The sequence below is a fragment of the Mycetohabitans endofungorum genome (genome assembly GCF_037477895.1).
In the GTDB taxonomy this organism is placed as follows: Bacteria; Pseudomonadota; Gammaproteobacteria; order Burkholderiales; family Burkholderiaceae; genus Mycetohabitans.
Map to the genome: position 1 here is coordinate 523,321 of NZ_CP132745.1, position 17,178 is coordinate 540,498.

The window sequence follows — 17,178 nt, forward strand, 5'->3', positions numbered from 1 at the left end:
TGGCTGATCACGCAACAACTTTTCATATTAACGCTCAATCTATGCGCGACGCAACATCGCTATCGGCACCACGAAACGATTTCTACAGCATTTGTCGAATCGACCATGAGTTATATGGTCAACAAGCGTTTTGCGAACCCAATCATCGTGCACAGCGTGACAGGAGCGGCACGGGATTTTTGGCACACGTGACGGGAAACGCCGTGGCCAGGCTACCTTAAAAGTTTAGTTTTTGGGCACTCTCGTGCGCAGGAAGTGGATGCTTTGGCATCGGAAATTTCATCGCTCTCCAAGCTGGACGTATCAAGCGACCACACTGGCTTATTGATTTCTTTGAGAAGTCTAGATAACTCGTCCGGCTTAGCTCCTTTAACTGAAATGGGTTTATTAAATGCAGCTGGGATTTTATCATTCTTTAGTTTAAGTGCGGCAACTATATCATTTATTTTTTCTTCTTCTATTTTAGCATCGTTAAAGCCAAGTGTTTCCTGTGCGAGGAACTGCTTTCCCGGAAAGGCGTGGCCGATCCGCGCGCTTGCACGATGCAAAGCAAAACCTCTCGTACTTGAGAAAATGCCTCCCTCTTCACTTGCCCGAGCCTCTACTTCGTGGCAAATTGCGCATGGAACAAGCCTGCCTGCCATGGGAACAATCACACGCTCGCCTGGAATACGGAAGGTATCCTAGCTCGTCGCCAAAGCGCGCATTCATCACACGCTCGCCCAACGCCATGCCCACCGATTCGGCAATCCCCTCTCCCAGTGGTCCCGTCGTCAGTTCGATACCCTCGGCATGCCGATATTCAGGATGACCCGGCGTCTTGCTGCCGAGTTGGCGAAAGCGTTTCAGCTCCTCGATCGGCATGTCGGAATAGCCAGTCAAATATAAGAGGCTGTACAGCAGCATCGAATCGCATGAAGTCCTTGAACAGGACAGTGGCAATGTCGGCCATGCCCATCGGCGCACCTGGATGGCTGCTTTTTGCCTTCTGTACAGCGTCCATCGAGAGGAATCGAATGCAGTTGGCCATTTCCCGAAGATGCGGATTGCGGGGAAGCGGCACGCCCTTGGGTGCTGCGGGTGCTGCACAAGATTGCTCTGTCATCAGTCTATCCTTTACAGGTCTTGAACAAATGACACGCGATGTCCCGTTCTTATCCTACTGCCAGCAGCATGGGGGCAAAGAGCGCACGGCATGCATGCAACAGACAGCGCCGTCCGATCCGTCGGTCACCGCCGTCAGCTCGATCGCTTGTTGCCGGGCTCGTGCGTGCGCTGGCTATACGTATCATTGCCACAATGCGGGCATTTTGACATGTACGTTGGTCAACGCGGCACTTTGACCTTTACCTCAGCCGTCGCAAGCTGCAGCGTACTGCCGTCCTGCCATGCGTCCGCGCCGACCACCGGCTGCGGCTGCGCCAGATCGGCACGGCGCCGACGCAGCGCGTCGGTAGACACGCCGAACCGTGCGTCACGCGCCTGCACGCGCGCACGGTCAAGTTGCCCGTCATCCGTAAAACTCATCATCAGTTGCGGAATGCCAAGCGGCAACGCGTGATCGCGATCGATCTGCCACGTATGCCAAGTCTTGCCGTACGTGTTGACAAGTTGCCCCATCAGCGCGTGCTCGGCTTTCTCCGGAATGCCCGGCGCCAGCAGTTCTCCAGAACGCACTTCGTAGCGGTGACTATGCCATAGCCGTCGCTCCTCGTCGGGCAGCGTGCGGAATACACGCTCGCTGACGATATATTCGATGCCAATCAGCTTTGCATCCGGTGCATCCGAATCGTAGATCACGCATTGATGGAAGTCTTCTGTCAGGTGCGTGCAGTAATGAAAGGCCTCGACCTGCCGGCCCATGTCATCGGCATAGAAATGGAAACCGTTCAGGAATGCGCTCATCGCGTCAACAGGCCGCTTTTTCTGCAACAGTCGCGCACCCGTGTCGAGCACGCGGCTTCGCGGTGACAGCTTCGCCCCAGGCACGGGCATGCCGTGGTTCTCGTCGGCACGCGCAGACGACGCTGACAAGCCCGCCGCGGAGGCCAACGCGACCTTGAGCGCTGACGACGTGAACGCCCGACGGCACGCGCAGATTGTAGGTTTCTTCATTGATCACCCCCGTTATTCGTGAATAGGGCCGCGGTGACCCCAAGATAAAGACCGGTGTACTGCGAAGGTTTCACGCCGACAAATCACCACCGCTGCGCGGCTCAACGTCCTTTGGATTATCAAGATGCCCCGGCGGCGGCTGGTACGGGCCCCGGTCCGGTTCCGGCTTTTGCGGGATCATCGTTTCGTCCATGTTGCCATGGCCTTTTTGGTGCACTTTGCCATCCTTATCGACGGTCACCTCGCCTTCACCTTCCGCAGGTTTGCGCATTGCGGGGTCAGCACGATCGGCGGCATCGCGATGTTTCATCGTGGGTCTCCTTCAACAGGCGCGCCACAACAGCGCGCGTCCCTGTTCAGAGCAAACCACATGCCGCTGCGTGGCAGCCCGGTACCGGATCGAGCCAATCGCCGCGATACCCTCATCGGCACGGCTCCTACGCATCGGAACTAGCGGCGGACAGCACCACGCTCCAGCGATTGCGGCCATTGGACTGCTCAGTCTTTTACACCCACGACCTTGACAATACATCTAAAGATACATATCTTTAGATGTGTCTTACGACTCCCTTGGAGCAACCTATGCGTCATCGTTCTTTTTTCCGCGATTGGTCACGCAGTGCTCGCTCGTGGCACGATTGCATGCCGTTTGCCGCGCTGCGCCACGCGATGGGCCGGCACGGCCACCGGCGGCACGGCGGTGGTAGCCCGTTCTGGGGGGCGGCGGCTTCGGCTTCGGCGACGACGAAAGCATGTCGCGCGGCCGCAAATTCTCGTCTGATGACCTGCAATTGCTGCTGCTCGCGCTAATCGCACAACAGCCCAGCCATGGCTATGAGTTAATCAAGGCATTGGATGCTCGCTCCAGCGGCTACTACAGCCCGAGCCCGGGCATGGTATATCCGGCTCTGACTTACCTCGAGGAGCTGGGCTACGTCACAGTCCATCTGGAAGGCAACCGCAAGCGGTACATAATCGCGGATCCCGGGCGCGATTATCTCGAGGTCAACCGAGAACGCGCAGACCTGCTGCTCGCCAAGCTGCAGCACATCGGCCGCAAGATGGAGATGATCCGCCGCTTCTTCGCCGGTGGCGAAGGTGACGACATGTCGGGGGGCCCGGCGTGGCTGCCGGAATTCAACGAGGCCCGGCTCGCACTGAAGCAAGCGCTGTACCGTCGCGATAACCTGCCGCCGGACGAGCAGCGGCGCATTGCAGCCATCCTGAGGCGCGCAGTCGCCGAAATTGAGCACAAGCCGGAGGCAAGCCAATGACATCCGATCAGGACAACATAACGGTGCAGGACGGCCCGGAGCGCACCGTGACGCGCGTTCGCCATCCGTTGAAGTTTCGTCTGTTGCGCGTGCAGCGCGTGCGGCAGATCACGCCGACGCTGGTGCGTGTGACGCTGGCCGGCGACGATCTGCATGATTTCGTCTCCGCCTCGTTCGACGACCACGTCAAGGTGTTTTTTCCATTACCCTGCATGGACAAACCCCCGCTGCCGACCGTGGGACCGGATGGTGTCGTGTTCCTGGAGCATCATCCACGCCCCCCGGCACGCGACTACACGCCGCGGCGCTACGATCGGCAAGCAGGCGAATTGGATCTGGAATTCACACTGCACGATGCCGGCCCTGCGTCCGCATGGGCAAGGCAGGCACAACCGGGACAATGGCTCGGCGTCGGCGGACCACGAGGCTCACTCATCATCCCGACCGGCTTCGACTGGCATTGGCTGATCGGCGACGATACCGCATTGCCCGCCATTGCGCGGCGGCTTGAAGAGTTACCCGCCGATACTCGGGTGGTAACCGTGATTGAGATGGCAGACGCAGCGTCGCGCATCGACCTCAATACCCGCGCACAACTGCATGCGGTGTGGTGCTATCGCGACTGCGCGGGGCCCGACGGCAGCGCGTTATTACGCGCGGTGCAGGATACGGATTTGCCGGGCGGCGATGGCTACGTTTGGGTGGCAGCCGAGGCCAGCATAGCGCGCGCAGTGCGCCAGTACTTGGTGGAGGAGCGAGGCGTACCTAAGTCTCGGATCCGCGCGGCCAGCTATTGGCGGCGCGGATCCGCCGCGGTACACGAGGCAATCGACGGTTGACAGTTGACGATCTGCGGCGTGCGCTGCCCAGTCGGTGGCGACGGGCATCGCGAAGTCGGCGCCGACACCAATGGACGGCGGCCAGCGCTGCGTCACCGCCTTCCGCCGCGTGGAGAAGCGCACGCCTTCCTCGCCGTATGCCGACGTATGCATGGCTTCCAGCCACCAAAGCCGTGCCATGCCATCGGCCAATGACTCCAGCAGTTGGCAACTCACAATGGAATGGGAATTTCCAGTTGCCGTTTTCTGATGAACTGCCCTATACTGGAATTGCCGCTGTAAACAGCAGCGGCCGGGTGTGACAATCCGATAGATACAGGCGCACAGAAGCCGCGCCATCTTACGATTCGCGGCTTTTTTGTGCGCAACGTCTGGTCTCGTCTATGGCGGGCCGGGCGGGGCCAGCTTCGGCTGGGCCGGATCCTGTATCCCGGTTTGTCACCCTCGTTCGGTCCGCCACCCTCCGTGACAAGAGGGCGCGGGTAAAAACCGTGATACAGGATCCAGGCATGGATATTTCACCTCTTGGCGTTGGTCCGTTCGAATATCGCCGTCTGCGTGTTCGTCGAACGCTGCTGCTTCTTTTCCCTCGTCTTTGCGCGTTTTGTGCGTCACTTGTCGCCTTTAAACGGGTGTCGAGCTATTTAGCCATAGCGCACCGAGCCGCGCAGCCACCGTAAGATAGTGAAATCCCCACTGTTGCTCCAAACTAAGCGGACGCTTCGCGTAACCGTTAGGACTATTAATTTAATGGCTTAAGCGCCTTTTCCGCTTCCCCTCGCATCGTGCCTATCGGCGCGAGGGGTATGTTCTGCCCAAAACAAGGAGGATATGCAGGGCCTGCGTCGCTCCAGCGATGCAGGCCAACAGATGCCGTGGTGGATCAAGGATTTTACGTCATTGCCATGGATCCGGCGCATGTACGCTTCGTCGTGCCGCCGGCCGTAGTTTCTAAACGAGAAAGCATAGGGACATGGCTCGCCGCCACTAGCTTGACCGTCACCGCGTTCGTCGTGCGTCTTGATGTCGGTATCGTGGTCTTGCTCGGCGAGGCGTGGATCGCCTGGTGGTGGCTACGTCGGTTTGAGCCGACCCTGACCACAAGCCAGTTCAGCATCAGTGCGGCAGGCATGATTTGGTTCGGGTCAAAATCGGGGCCCGCTCTGATCGCCATGCATCGGATAAGGCGCGTTTGCCTGGTCCCGCCGCGCAGACGCCGTGTTGTCCTGCTGTCGCTACGCGCAGTCTCCGGTGAGCCACAGGCCTTGCCATGGCGGCGTCATGATCGCAGGCGTCTAGCCAAATGGGGCATCGTGGTCGAGGCTGATGGGCTCGATTATGCTATCGCGCAGGGTTTGTCTCGCCGTACCGCTCTTCGGCTGGCGTGGGCAGTGCGACGGGCACTGCGTGCTGCGCTGCGAGATGGGCATTGGGTTTGATGCTCTTTTCATGCCGATATGGCGCGTATTGAGCGCTGCTCAGGACAAGTCTAGAACATTATGCACAACGCTGCCTCGTCATTGAGGCTCCCCCCAAATCAGGGCCGTTCTAAAGTGGAAATTTCCGGCTCTTCGGGGTAGGCCGAATCGGCCCGGGTCCTGCACTGACGGGCGAATTCGGCAGGCGTCATCCACTGCAGTGCAGAGTGGGGACGCACCTCATTATAGTACTGGCGCCAAGTCTCGATTTTGCGCTTGGCGTCTTCGAGCGATAAGAACCAATGCGCGTTTAGGCATTCGTCACGCAAGCGCCCGTTGAACGACTCGTTCTTCGCGTTATCGGTTGGCTTGCCAGGGCGAGAGAAATCGATCTCAACGCCCCTCTCATACGCCCACTTGTCGAGCACTTTAGAGATGAATTCGCTGCCATTGTCTGCCTTGATAAAGCGCGGTAACGGCCGGCCAGCAGCGATGCGATCCAGCGCCGCCACGACGTCTTCACCACGCAGCGTGGCACCTACCTCGATGGCCAAGCATTCGCGCGTATAGTTGTCGACAATGGTCAGCGTGCGTAAACGCCGGCCGTCAAATAGTGCGTCAGCGACGAAGTCCATACTCCAGATTTCATTGATCGCGGTCACGATCTGTTTGGGCTGCCGCAACCGCGCCGCCTTGTTTCGCCGTGGCCTCTTATGCCGTAATGACAGCCCCTGCTCACGATAGAGCCGGTAAACTCTTTTATCGTCTAATTCCTGTCAATAAGCTTACTCTCTGTTGCAATGCTTCATAGAGGCCGTCTCGTTGTCGTCTACGTGGTCGCAGTGGTGGTCGCAGTGGTCGCAGTGCGCCACAACGTGCCGTTTGAAAGTCGCTACAGCGTTCCGATGTGATTGCCGCGGTGGGACCGCAAAGAGAGTGAAGGAATCGCTGCGGCGACGTAATCAGCCTGAATGAAGTATTCGGCTCTGGCAGTGCAAATAGTCAAATCGAATCCACTATCTGATCGCCTTGAAGTCTGTTTGCCCCTTCCACATAGAAAGCAGTACGGTCGCTAATTTGCGCGCGGTGGCGACCATCGCCTTGCGAGCGCCAATGCGAGGAATAAGCGTCAGTGCCCATCGTCTCAGATCGCAGTTTTGCCGGTATCGGGAGATGAGAGAGGACGCCGCTTCGAACAGTAGATGGCGCGTAAGCCGACATCCTGCCTTCGAAATGCCTGCGTTACGATCGACATTGCCGGATTGATATTTCGTCGGCGTCAGCCCCAGGTAGGGCCCAATGTCACGCACGCTTGAGAAGCGCTCAGGATTATCAACGGCCGATGCAAACGCCACTGCAGTCAGCGAGCCCACGCCGGGCACGGTCATCAAGCGTCGGCAGAGCGGACTTGCTTGAGCCACGCGACGGATGGCCTGATCCAGTGCATTAATTTGAGTTCCAATATGGCGCAAGCTATCTATTAGGATATCAAGTACGCCTTGTACGAGAGATGAGGGGGGGCATGTTTTGCTCAACAAGCCGTTCAAATGTCACACCTTTACCTGCAGGCAGGATGACGCCAAACGTCTTAAGAGTCGCTAACGCAACCTGGACGTCAGGCCGTAAGGCGCGTATCCTGGGGTCATGGCAAGGCGCAAAATCAGCAATGAATTGTGGGCGGTGCTGGAGCCGTTGATTCCAGCGTTCGCGCCCTCACCCAAAGGCGGGCGTCGGCGCACTGTTGGCGACCGGGCGGCATTGAACGGCATCGTGTATGTCCTGCATACAGGCATTGCATGGGAAGACTTGCCCCAGGAGCTCGGCTTCGGCAGCGGCATGACATGTTGGCGACGATTGCGCGACTGGCAGGCCGCCGGCGTGTGGAGCAGGTTGCATCTGGCCATGCTTTGCCGGTTGCGTGAACATGACCAAATTGATTGGGAGCGAGCGAGCCTAGATGCGGCCAGCGTTGCCAGCCCCCGGGGGGCCAGGAAACCGGCCCCAACCCGACGAACCGGGGCAAACTCGGGAGCAAACGGCATCTGGTCGTAGATGCCCGAGGCGTTCCCTTGGCGATCACAGTCACAGGTGCCAACCGACATGATTCGATGGCGTTCGAGCGCACCCTCGATACTCTCCCAGCCGTGCCGGGCTTGAGCGGTTCGCCGCGCAAGCGTCCGAGCAAACTGCATGCGGACAAGGGCTACGACTTTGCCCGCTGCCGACGCTATCTGAAGCAACGCGCAATCACTGCACGCATCGCCCGTCGCGGCGTAGAAAAGCGTGAGCGGCTCGGACGGCATCGCTGGGTAGTCGAGCGCACGCACGCCTGGTTTGCCGGTTTTGGTAAGCTGCGCATCCGCTTTGAGCGGCGTTTGGACATTCATATCGCCTTGCTCCGCTTGGCTGCTGCCGTTATCTGTTCGCGCTTCGTGGACGACTTGTGTTAGCGACTCTAAGTACGCCCCGAACCTGGTTATATAGACCCGTTCGCATGCTCACAAGTTTTCCCCGCGCGGTCAGCAGAAGTCGCACTTCGTGGCTAGCCATGCTCTTGACCTCGACACCGCGGTACCATCCGCTGCGCGTGAGCTGAGCGATGCCGCGTGCGTCGTTAGTATCCGTCTTGTCCAGTTGGCTCGCCAGAGCCGCGTGGACATGGCGAGCATGAATGCAATCAACCGGGATATCATCGGCTCGTAAGCTATGGTATAGCCATACGGCGAGTGGCCCCGTCTCCATGCCGACTCGCACCGCCTCCGGCGCATGTAGGCGAATAGCTCGGGCGATCTCCTCAGGGTTCGAGATGACGCATCCGTGCCATACGCTCTTCCCATCGCGATCAACAACGCAGATTGCCGTAACCTTTTGGGACACATCGAGACCCACATACGTTTCCATGTCCGCCTCCAAAGTAAGTCACAGAGACAATTACAGCATGTGATTGTCGCGCCAGCCTTCCCGACGCAGCATAATCGCACTCGAGTCTCGTGCGATTGACTGATAGCTGTACACTGAACGCGACAGCTTCAGTACTTTGCAGGCTTGGCGCTGGATTGCGCCGAAGCGTTGCATCAGATCCGTAGTGAGTTCACGCAGCCGGGAAGGCTTCAAAGCTTTTTTGATAGCACATCCTGCAACATGGCTTTGTCCAACGACAGGTCCGCCACCAGCCGCTTGAGCTTGGCGTTTTCTTCTTCGAGTTGCTTCAGGCGACGCAGCTCCGACGGGCCCAGGCCCCCATACTTCTGGCGCCAGTTATAAAACGTCGCATCGCTGATGCCCATCTTGCGGCACACCTCCGCTGCCGGCGTGCCCAGCTCTGCCTGTTTCAACGCAAATGTAATCTGTTCTTCAGTGTATCGGCTCTTCTTCACGACATGACCTTCTGCTTGTCAAGGTTGCATCATGCCGGATTTTTCTACTTTTGAATGGCCCAGTTTTTTGGGGTAGCCTCAATCTGCAGATCCACGCGGTTTTTGGGCAGCGGGCGGCGGTGGGAGATTTCCTGCAGCGCTGCTTCGCCGCCTTTATCGTACAGTTCCTTGAATCGGTAGAAACTGTCGCGTGAGTAACCCATCACGCGACAAGCTTGGCTGACGTTGCCCAGTTGCCGGGCCAGTTCGAGCATGCCGACTTTGGCACGGATGACCTTCTGTTCCTGAGTCATGGCGGACTCCTTGCTGTTCGTGGTGCACGTTGCCGCTACGGGCTACGCCCTGCGTGGCAACGTGCGCCAGCATGAAAAACCAACCACTGTCAGGTTTAGTCTAGTTCACTGCAAATTAGTTAACCATAACAAGCCAATTTAGTTGCGTCCTCTGACAGCGTGTGTTACAAAGCAGCCAACAGGGGATGCAACAAAGACCCCCTCCCCTAATACCGACCATTTCCTGTAGTTCCGCACGACCCTCTTTTCCCGACGTTGGCAATAAGGAGCGGCAATGCAATCTTTCAGACTTTGGCGGCATCTAGCACTTGGCGGTCAATCATTAGTAAAACTAGCGCCAAGTGGCTTGACTACCGAGGGCGGCTCTATCGAGCATCTACTCGCGCTTGAATTTTCTGCGCGCGACTACGTCACTTATTTGTTGTCCATCGACGCGGAAATCGAGCACTGCCTGATGGTGCAGTATCTATATGCAGGCTACTCCTTGGGCGGCCCGCAGGTGCCGCCCAAATTTCACGACGCGGTTCGCAATTGGCAAGAAACCATCCTCGGCATTGCCAAGGAGGAGATGGGACATTTGATCACGGTGCAAAACGTGCTGCGCCTGATCGGCTCGCCTTTGCATTTCGAGCGCAACGATTATCCTTGGGACACGCCGTTCTATCCGTTTCCTTTCATGCTTGAACCGCTGACGCTGAATTCGCTCGCGAAATACGTCTACGCGGAAGCACCGGTCAACTGGGACGGCGGTGCACTGGGGGAGGAAATCCGCAGACGCGTCGATGCGCAGGCACCTTGTCCCCATCATGTCGGGGAACTGTTCAATACGCTGATTCCGCTCGTCAATTCCCTACCCGATGAAGTCTTTCAGGCCGACACTTACCGCTGCCAGGCGGATTTCGCTGAGTGGGGCCGTGGCTACCACGGGGGGCAGCGCGGCAGCAGCGACCGGCGGTCGCTGGGAGGCACGCCGGACGTGCTTGTGATGCCCGCGACTTCGCGCGACGACGCGGTGAACGCACTGAAGGCGATTGCCAAGCAAGGGGAGGCTCCGCACGGCACGAATCCCTCACATTTCGTTCGCTTTTTGCGGATCTATGTGGAAATGCACGCCGCCCTCGAAGGCCAACTGCACGGCCAAGATGTTTGGAATGCCGCACGTCCCGGCGACTTTCTTGAACAAACCTGGAAGGGCGCCTATCCGAAAGTGGCGGTTACGCTATACGACGCCAGAACAGCGTCGTCGGGCGCGCACGCTGCTTGGCAGCCTTCACTGTCTGTCGCAGTTAACCCCTACGTCTCACTCAATACCGACCTCGAGCCGGAGCAGGGTGGCACACCGACGACGGCCATCACCGAGCCGGTGACGGCGTTGTGGGCGTCGTTGTTTAACTTGCGTTATCGCATGCTGTTGCAATACCTGATCCACAGTTTCACGCTTTACGGTGGGCTCAGGGCAGCAGGACAATTCACGCCGCGCGGGTCGATCATCAATGCCGCGTTCGGGGAAATGTACAACCTGCGTGCGCTCTCTGAGATCCTAATGCAGTTGCCCGTGTCGACGGCGTCGGGCGCACCGCTTGCGGGGCCGCCATTCCAAGTGCCCTATACGCTCGACAGTCCGTTTGGTGAGGCGAACCGGTGGCGCGGGCACCTCGATCTACTGGCGGCATCGGAAAACTTGGTGACGAACTTGCTAGCCCAAACCGATGCCGTACACCATCCGTATTTGCACAGTTTGCGCGAAGCCGACAAGAATATAACCGCCATCGCCAGGCGCATCCTGTCTGGCGAAGTCGACCTGGCGTTACTCTAGGAGCCAAACATGCCGATACTGGAACTTCGAATTCTGCCGCCCATCGCGGTCGGAAGGCTAGGCGCCGCGGCGACGCCGCTAGAAGCGTTCAAGCTTGATGTCAATCCCAACAATCCGCTCGATTATCGCCGCATTGTGCCATGCACAACGCTGGAAGTGAATCACGAGAGCGGTGAAATTGTGCGGTCCTACGTACCTGACAAGATTCGTTTCAAGGATGAGGATAAGAAGGTGCGGCCGGTTGCGCCTTTCCTCGAGGTTTTTGCACGCACGCAGGAGGAGCCAGATAGGCTGCAGCCGCTCACACTCGAATTACTTAAGAAGGAACAACTGGACGTCAACGCCTTACATTGGAATATCTGTCTCGGCAATATCAAGATATACCGACGCACCAACGACCCGAACGACAAGATCTACGCCGAACTAACCAACCTCAGGGACCATAAGCGGCACGCGATGAAAGGCCAGTGCAGAAACTTCCGCTCTGGACGGCACCTTCCGCTCGGCTACATCCAATTCATCAAGCCGACAGAACTGTTCCCTGAAATCCGCCTGCGTTATACGCCTGCAGCCGGCATCGTGTACGGTACGCGCATGAAACGTCGTATTTCGGACAACGAAAACGAAACAGAACTGGGCGACGACCCCGTCATCGATCGCGACGATCTCCTGCTCTACGATGAAAAGCCCGGCAAGTGGCTCGGCTTCAGGGAAGCGGGCGGCCCTACGAAGGACCATCCTGCGCCGACCAACCCCGCGCAGATTTTCGCCGGATATGCCGGCAAAAATGGAGATCAGGTTAGCTGGGGCTATGTCGACGACGAATGCGATGGCTACGTTCAAGTCGTGTTAATGAAGAAGGACGGCTGTGAGTTGCATGCGCACGGCTATATTGGTGCCGGGCCGCCGGCCTATGCGCCTGATACGCTGCCGGTGCGCGTGGTCTCCGACGAGATGGAGCAGATTCTTTACGGTCACAATGTTGACGAGGAAGAAGTATCGATCGATGAAGCCACGAAGATCGTCTTGCGCGCGCTGGAAATGATACGCCTGATGAACACGGCCGTTATGAACGGTAATCCGGTCAACGGGCAATTCAACGTCGCAAGCACCATGGTGAGGCAGAACACCGCCGACTTCGAGCGCTATTACGAGCCGATTGCTGCCGAATCAATTGTCGACAATCTCGCGCTGCGCGCGCTGCACGAGCGCGTGTTCAGCACATTGCTGGCCGGCGGCGCACCATGGTTCGCCAAGGTCTTGCGCCAGCCCGAGGAGATCGGTGATCTGACAGCGGAGGGATTGCGCAAGATGCCGGCCTTGATGCGCGGCGCGGATGGCCGCAGCCTGACGCTCACGCGCCGCCACATCAACCTCGTGATCAAAGCGGCACGCGACGCGATGTTTGGACAACCTGATCCGAAGGAAGATAAGTATGTCGACTAATGATTCGAATAGCCTGCAACAGCACGACAGGCAAATCCGTGAGATCCGTGCCGAAAATCTGACCGCGCAGATTCACCACCGCGGTGTGGGCAACCCAGCTTCGGTTCTGCCGCGCAGCGCGATTTCGAATTGCTTTCCCGGTCTGGAGTTCGATTTCCGCAACCTCTGGCGACGCGCATTCGAAGGCATCACACTGGTCGAGAACAACAATTACGTGATCGATGCGGATTCATGCTACGAGCATCTTAAAACGCGTCGCCTGCTGCGCTTTGGCGATCCGAATGGCGGTCCGATGGTTACTACGATGGTTGCCACGAGCGGACCGGTTCTTCCGGGCGGAGATCCCATCACGCTTGCCAGCGCATCCAATCCCAATGCGGTGTCGTTTATGGAATGGTCCAACTCCATCGCCCGTATCGTTCACTTACAGGGGCAGCCAGTCGAATGTGAATTCACGGATTACCCAAACGCCATCGACGAGGTGTTATACGTTCCCAATAAAACAAAGACCTTGAAGGAGACGCTCATCCTGAGGCGCTTTTTCGATGGCGAGACGGCCAGCTTCAATCCCCAGATGCTCCAACCAGGCGAATTGACGCAAGGCCTTTGTGCGCCCTGGCAGAACGATTATCGCGAATGCGCGTGCTACTACTGGGCCGCGTCGCGCCCCGACTTCGTCAACGTCGAGCCTGGCGACGACGGGCTAGCGCGCGGCGACATGTGGCTGTCCAAGCGTCGCACCGGCACGTACGTGCCGGATAATCGCGTCGACTCGCGGCTGTGGTCCTACGACGATCTGTTCAGATCCTGGCAGGAGGATCTTCAGTTCGTGATACGCGGCAAGGATGCCAATGAAACCTGACGCCATTGGTGAATCGTTCGTGGCGGCCCGGCCGACGTCGATCAAGGACGCAGGGCTACAGCTTGCGCCTCTGGCGTCGGCGATGACCGCACGCATCGCCGACGCGTCGCGCCCCCGGCATCCCGAGATTCATGTAGTCGAAGATGCGGAGGGAGCGCAACTGCTGCTCGTCAACGGAAGCCGCCTATTTCATGTACCGCGCGATTTGCATGACGCGTTTCGAACGGCACTCGAAGAGATGGACGCAGGGGCTGTCGCCGCGCTGGTCGCACACTGTGGACTTGATATGATGCCCGCGATTGACGACGTGCCTTTGACCGAAGCACCGGTGCACGCGTTGTCACTTGCTGTCGCGCATAAATGCAATCTCGGCTGTACCTATTGCTACGCTCAGCAGGGAGAATTCGGCGGCAAGGCGCAGAACATGCCGCTCGCGACAGCGCTCGCAGCAGTCGATTTACTGGTCGAACAAGTGAACGAAGGCGGCAAGATTAATCTGGCGTTCATGGGGGGGGAACCACTCGCCAACCGTGCGGTGCTGCGTGCGGCGACCACTTATGCGCGTGAGCGCGCAAGCTCGCGCGGCGTACGCTGCTATTTCTCGGTCACCACGAACGGCTCGCTTCTGCAGGAAGACGACGCGGATTTTTTCGAGGAACACGGTTTTGCCGTTACCGTCAGCCTCGATGGCCCTGCGCCCGTACACAATCGGTTGCGTCCGTTCAAGGGCGGCAAGGGCTCCTTCGACGCCATCGTCGAGCGCTTGGCCCCCCTGCTTGCCCGTCAGCGCCACATGCAGGTCTCGGCTCGCGTGACCGTCACGCCCTTCAATCTCGATTTGCCGAGCACGCTCGACACCTTCATCGGCATGGGGTTCCATAGCGTTGGATTTTCGCCGCTGCTGCGTGCTTCGAACGGCCGCGCAGAAATGGAGCCCGACGACATGGCAAACATGCTGCAAGAGATGATCGCGTGTGGACTCGCGTTCGAGCAGAAAGTCATGCACGGCGAGCGCTATCCTTTCCTGAACATGCAGAACGCGCTGCGCGAAATCCAGCGCGGCACGCATCGGCCTTATCCGTGCGGTGCGGGTGCGGGATATTTCGGCGTATCCGCCGCTGGCGAGCTGGCAGCTTGCCACCGCTTCGTAGGCGATGAGGCCGGCGCCATGGGCCATCTCTCTACGGGTGTCGATCATGTACGTCAGACGATTTGGCTTGCCGAGCGTCACGTGCATAGGCAGTGGCCTTGCAACGCATGTTGGGCGCGTTACCTCTGTGGCGGCGGATGTCACCATGAAGTCCTTGCGCGCGGACGCAGCGCCTGCGATTATATCCGCGGCTGGCTGCACTATGTAATCGGTGCACACGGCAGGCTGGCGCGCTATGCGCCTACTTGGTTTGCCAATCCGCCGGGCACGTCGTCGAGCGGCACAGGAACGGTGTGAATCGCAAGTTCGACATGCTCGTGATCGGCGCCGGTCCTGCCGGTCTGTGCTCGGCGCTTCGCTTGAACCATCTCGGACATCGTGTGCTGCTCGTTGAAAGAAGCCAGTCATGGCCTCGTCCGCAAATAGGGGAGGCACTTACACCGGGTGTCAGGAACATCATCGATTACCTCGACGCGAACGATGCACTCGAGACCGTCCCCATCCTCGCCGGTAAGCCCACGCACGTGCGCTGGACGAGCAAAACGATCGAGACGGTTGCGCACGACGGCGCCGTCGTGGAGCGTGCCGCGTTTGATGAAGCTCTTCTGCGTTTAGCCCAGGCGCGCGGTGTGGAAGTCTTGCGACCGGCGAGCCTCGGGCAAATCGACGGAGAGCCCGGTGCCTGGCATGCGCAAATAGCGACATCCGGCAGGTTGTGGCACGCAGAGGCACACGTGCTGCTCGAAGCCCAGGGCCGGCAGAACCGGCGTGTACCACAAAGCTTGCATGCGCCTAGGCTGTCCACAGTATGGGCCGAAATCGAGCTGGAAACGCTGGCTCCGCGAGCTGATTTCGCCACTCGCGTGGAGGCGCTCGATGACGGATGGATGTGGGGTGCTGCATTGCCGGGCGGCCGTTACCGTGTCATGTTTACGTTCGATCCATACACACGCGAGCGCGGACCAGAGTTTCTTTTGCGCAACGCCTGCTCACGGAGCGCGTTGTTTCAAGACATGGCCAGCTTACCATGGTGCGCCTCGCCACGGATGTGCGTATCGACGCCCTACGTCGATGTGCTCTCCTGGCAGGCTGGGCGAGTCAAGCTCGGAGATGCTGCGTTCGCGCTCGACCCGATTTCGTCTTCGGGTGTCGAAAAAGCCATGCGATTCTCCCTCCAGGCCGCGATTGCTCTGAACACGTGGTGCCGGGCGAGCAATGCCTCGGAACGAGAATTGGCACAGCGCTTTTACGAATCGCGTTTGGTCGAAGGCGCTGCGCGTCACCTCGCATGGAGCACTGGATACTATCGTCAAACATGGTGTAGTGAATCGCATTTCTGGCGCCAGCGCTCGATGCCAGCGTTGACTTCTGATACGGTTGCGACGGCTTCGTCCAGTAACGAGGCTGCAGCACGCGTGGACATCATGACGCGTGCGCTGAAAGCCGAATTGGCGCATTTTTCGTCGATTCCGCGGCAGCCGAATGTGCCTGTACCTCAGTTTCCCTTGCACAGACCGATTCAGTTCACTCGGAATACAGACATTGTCGTGATCCCCTGTGCGAAAGGCGACCGTGTCACCGCTCAGCCCGCCTTGCAGCATCCGAGTCTCGATCGCCCAGTCGCGTTTTGGAATGGCGTGGCGCTTTTTCCACTCCTTGAGATGTTGACAAGGGCGACGCATCCTTTTGAGCTGGTTGCGTTTCTCGGCAAATCAATGGAAACAGAAAAAGCACAACAGCTTCTGGAGTGGCTGTGGAGGCAGCGAATAATCGAATCAAGCGCCTTCGACGCGAAGGCCCATCCAACCTTATAGGGTTAATCTTAGAATTCGGCAAAATGACACGCCAATCAGATCGGCCAAGTCGCGAGTCATCCCGAACTGATTGCCTCGATTTGCTGGCGTCAGGGGCAAAGTCATTTGGCCATGCTGCGACGTTACCCTCGTCTTGCAGCAAAAAGCCCAGCCACAAAATAGAGCTTGAATTATCAACTGCCGGGAACGAGTAACAGCCAACTTTAGTCATTTGGAGGCCGGTAGCAACAATATCTAATTTTAATGAACGAAGACGCACTGCAGCATCGAAATGAACTGCAAGAAATGTTAAACGCACTGCACTGGATGGCGCGGGTTGGTGCATCGTGGTGTATGCTCCCGACCAACTTTCCGCCGTAGGAACGGGTCTACCAGCAAACGCAGCGTTAGCTGAACGCGGGTTGCTTTGAAGCGATGGTCCACGATTTGCGTTCGGTGCTGCGCGTGGCGCAACAGCGTCAGGGGTCAGCCCAGCGTGGTTATCCTGGAGGGACACACCCTACGTGCGAGAATGGTCCGCGTGCGGGCTACGCCGGTCATAAGCGCAAGCGAGGCAGCAAAGTTTATATGGCTGTGGACACGCTGGGCCTACTGCAGGCGGTGCACATTTCGCCGGCCAACGCACAGGAGCGCGCACCGGTGGTCGGTGAGCGCGCAGTAAACCACATGTCTTACGCGGGGCGATCTCCTGTGCGTTAGCATGTCGAAGTGGTGAGGTAATCCCCCCTCCCAAAAAACCGATGAAATCAGAAGTAGAATTTTTTTGTTAAGGGA

13 protein-coding genes and 7 pseudogenes are annotated in these 17,178 nt (G+C 58.4%); 10 read left to right on the forward strand and 10 right to left on the reverse strand.

The window, feature by feature from the left end; translation table 11 throughout:
• Window positions 1–212: 212 nt before the first annotated feature.
• The 4 genes and pseudogenes from RA167_RS14440 to RA167_RS14455 all read right to left on the reverse strand — a co-directional run bounded on the left by RA167_RS14440 (window position 213) and on the right by RA167_RS14455 (window position 2,425).
• Complete coding sequence (locus tag RA167_RS14440) at window positions 213–656, reverse strand: hypothetical protein (RefSeq protein WP_175972468.1); 444 nt, start codon at window positions 654–656, stop codon at window positions 213–215.
• Between the two features lie 28 nt (window positions 657–684).
• Window positions 685–1,105, reverse strand: a pseudogene (locus RA167_RS14445) (transketolase); the annotation flags it as partial.
• Window positions 1,106–1,326: 221 nt separating this feature from the next.
• Entirely contained in the window at window positions 1,327–2,115 is a 789-nt protein-coding gene (locus tag RA167_RS14450) for an OBAP family protein (protein ID WP_083706135.1), read from the reverse strand.
• A gap of 70 nt (window positions 2,116–2,185) precedes the next feature.
• A complete protein-coding gene (locus RA167_RS14455; protein WP_076788289.1) occupies window positions 2,186–2,425 on the reverse strand; it encodes a hypothetical protein in 240 nt (79 codons plus the stop codon).
• Window positions 2,426–2,697: 272 nt separating this feature from the next.
• On the opposite strand from RA167_RS14455, the pseudogene RA167_RS14460 reads away from it, so the two are divergent.
• Window positions 2,698–3,389: pseudogene (locus tag RA167_RS14460) on the forward strand (PadR family transcriptional regulator).
• Window positions 3,386–4,228, forward strand: a complete 843-nt coding sequence (locus RA167_RS14465) for a siderophore-interacting protein (protein WP_076788292.1) — start codon at window positions 3,386–3,388, stop codon at window positions 4,226–4,228. Before RA167_RS14460 ends, RA167_RS14465 begins: the two are co-directional and overlap by 4 nt.
• Before the next feature lie 36 nt (window positions 4,229–4,264).
• Here the strand turns inward: RA167_RS14465 and RA167_RS14470 are convergent.
• Window positions 4,265–4,416 (reverse strand): annotated as a pseudogene (locus RA167_RS14470) (methylmalonate-semialdehyde dehydrogenase (CoA acylating)); the annotation flags it as partial.
• Window positions 4,417–5,133: 717 nt separating this feature from the next.
• Here RA167_RS14470 and RA167_RS14475 point away from each other — a divergent pair.
• Window positions 5,134–5,667: a hypothetical protein gene (locus RA167_RS14475; protein ID WP_237574235.1), complete on the forward strand. Its 534-nt coding sequence runs from the start codon at window positions 5,134–5,136 to the stop codon at window positions 5,665–5,667.
• Between the two features lie 98 nt (window positions 5,668–5,765).
• On the opposite strand, the pseudogene RA167_RS14480 reads toward RA167_RS14475, so the two are convergent.
• Both RA167_RS14480 and RA167_RS14485 read right to left on the reverse strand, forming a co-directional pair.
• A pseudogene (locus RA167_RS14480) lies at window positions 5,766–6,416 on the reverse strand (IS3 family transposase); the annotation flags it as partial.
• Window positions 6,417–6,662: 246 nt separating this feature from the next.
• The gene (locus RA167_RS14485) at window positions 6,663–7,034 is read right to left on the reverse strand and encodes a transposase (protein ID WP_076785408.1); all 372 of its coding nucleotides are present in this window, start codon (window positions 7,032–7,034) and stop codon (window positions 6,663–6,665) included.
• Between the two features lie 256 nt (window positions 7,035–7,290).
• On the opposite strand from RA167_RS14485, the gene RA167_RS14490 reads away from it, so the two are divergent.
• Window positions 7,291–8,096 (forward strand): IS5 family transposase gene (locus RA167_RS14490; RefSeq protein WP_139337118.1). Its coding sequence is split into 2 segments (ribosomal slippage): window positions 7,291–7,621 and window positions 7,621–8,096, totalling 807 coding nucleotides; the frame shifts between segments, so codons are not numbered across the junction.
• On the opposite strand, the gene RA167_RS15740 is transcribed toward RA167_RS14490, so the two are convergent.
• From RA167_RS15740 to RA167_RS14500, 3 genes and pseudogenes are all read right to left on the reverse strand, one after another.
• Window positions 8,062–8,547 (reverse strand): IS110 family transposase, encoded by a 486-nt coding sequence (locus RA167_RS15740; RefSeq protein ID WP_139337206.1) that lies wholly within the window; start codon window positions 8,545–8,547, stop codon window positions 8,062–8,064. The two genes, RA167_RS14490 and RA167_RS15740, sit on opposite strands and share 35 nt — an antisense overlap.
• A gap of 39 nt (window positions 8,548–8,586) precedes the next feature.
• Window positions 8,587–9,023 (reverse strand): annotated as a pseudogene (locus RA167_RS14495) (transposase); the annotation flags it as partial.
• 47 nt (window positions 9,024–9,070) lie between these two features.
• Window positions 9,071–9,316, reverse strand: a pseudogene (locus RA167_RS14500) (helix-turn-helix domain-containing protein); the annotation flags it as partial.
• A gap of 346 nt (window positions 9,317–9,662) precedes the next feature.
• Here RA167_RS14500 and RA167_RS14505 point away from each other — a divergent pair.
• The 6 genes and pseudogenes from RA167_RS14505 to RA167_RS14530 all read left to right on the forward strand — a co-directional run.
• Window positions 9,663–11,132: a ferritin-like protein gene (locus tag RA167_RS14505; protein WP_338877406.1), complete on the forward strand. Its 1,470-nt coding sequence runs from the start codon at window positions 9,663–9,665 to the stop codon at window positions 11,130–11,132.
• Between the two features lie 9 nt (window positions 11,133–11,141).
• Entirely contained in the window at window positions 11,142–12,578 is a 1,437-nt protein-coding gene (locus RA167_RS14510; protein ID WP_076788303.1) for a hypothetical protein, read from the forward strand.
• On the forward strand, window positions 12,538–13,440 hold the full coding sequence (locus tag RA167_RS14515; RefSeq protein ID WP_237574122.1) for a hypothetical protein: 903 nt from the start codon (window positions 12,538–12,540) through the stop codon (window positions 13,438–13,440). Before RA167_RS14510 ends, RA167_RS14515 begins: the two co-directional genes overlap by 41 nt.
• Window positions 13,441–13,522: 82 nt before the next feature.
• Complete coding sequence (locus tag RA167_RS14520) at window positions 13,523–14,887, forward strand: radical SAM/SPASM domain-containing protein (protein ID WP_076788679.1); 1,365 nt, start codon at window positions 13,523–13,525, stop codon at window positions 14,885–14,887.
• Complete coding sequence (gene qhpG, locus RA167_RS14525; RefSeq protein ID WP_076788307.1) at window positions 14,884–16,404, forward strand: flavin-dependent monooxygenase QhpG; 1,521 nt, start codon at window positions 14,884–14,886, stop codon at window positions 16,402–16,404. The genes RA167_RS14520 and qhpG overlap by 4 nt, the downstream gene beginning before the upstream one ends.
• A gap of 231 nt (window positions 16,405–16,635) precedes the next feature.
• Window positions 16,636–17,046 (forward strand): annotated as a pseudogene (locus RA167_RS14530) (transposase); the annotation flags it as partial.
• Window positions 17,047–17,178 lie beyond the last annotated feature (132 nt).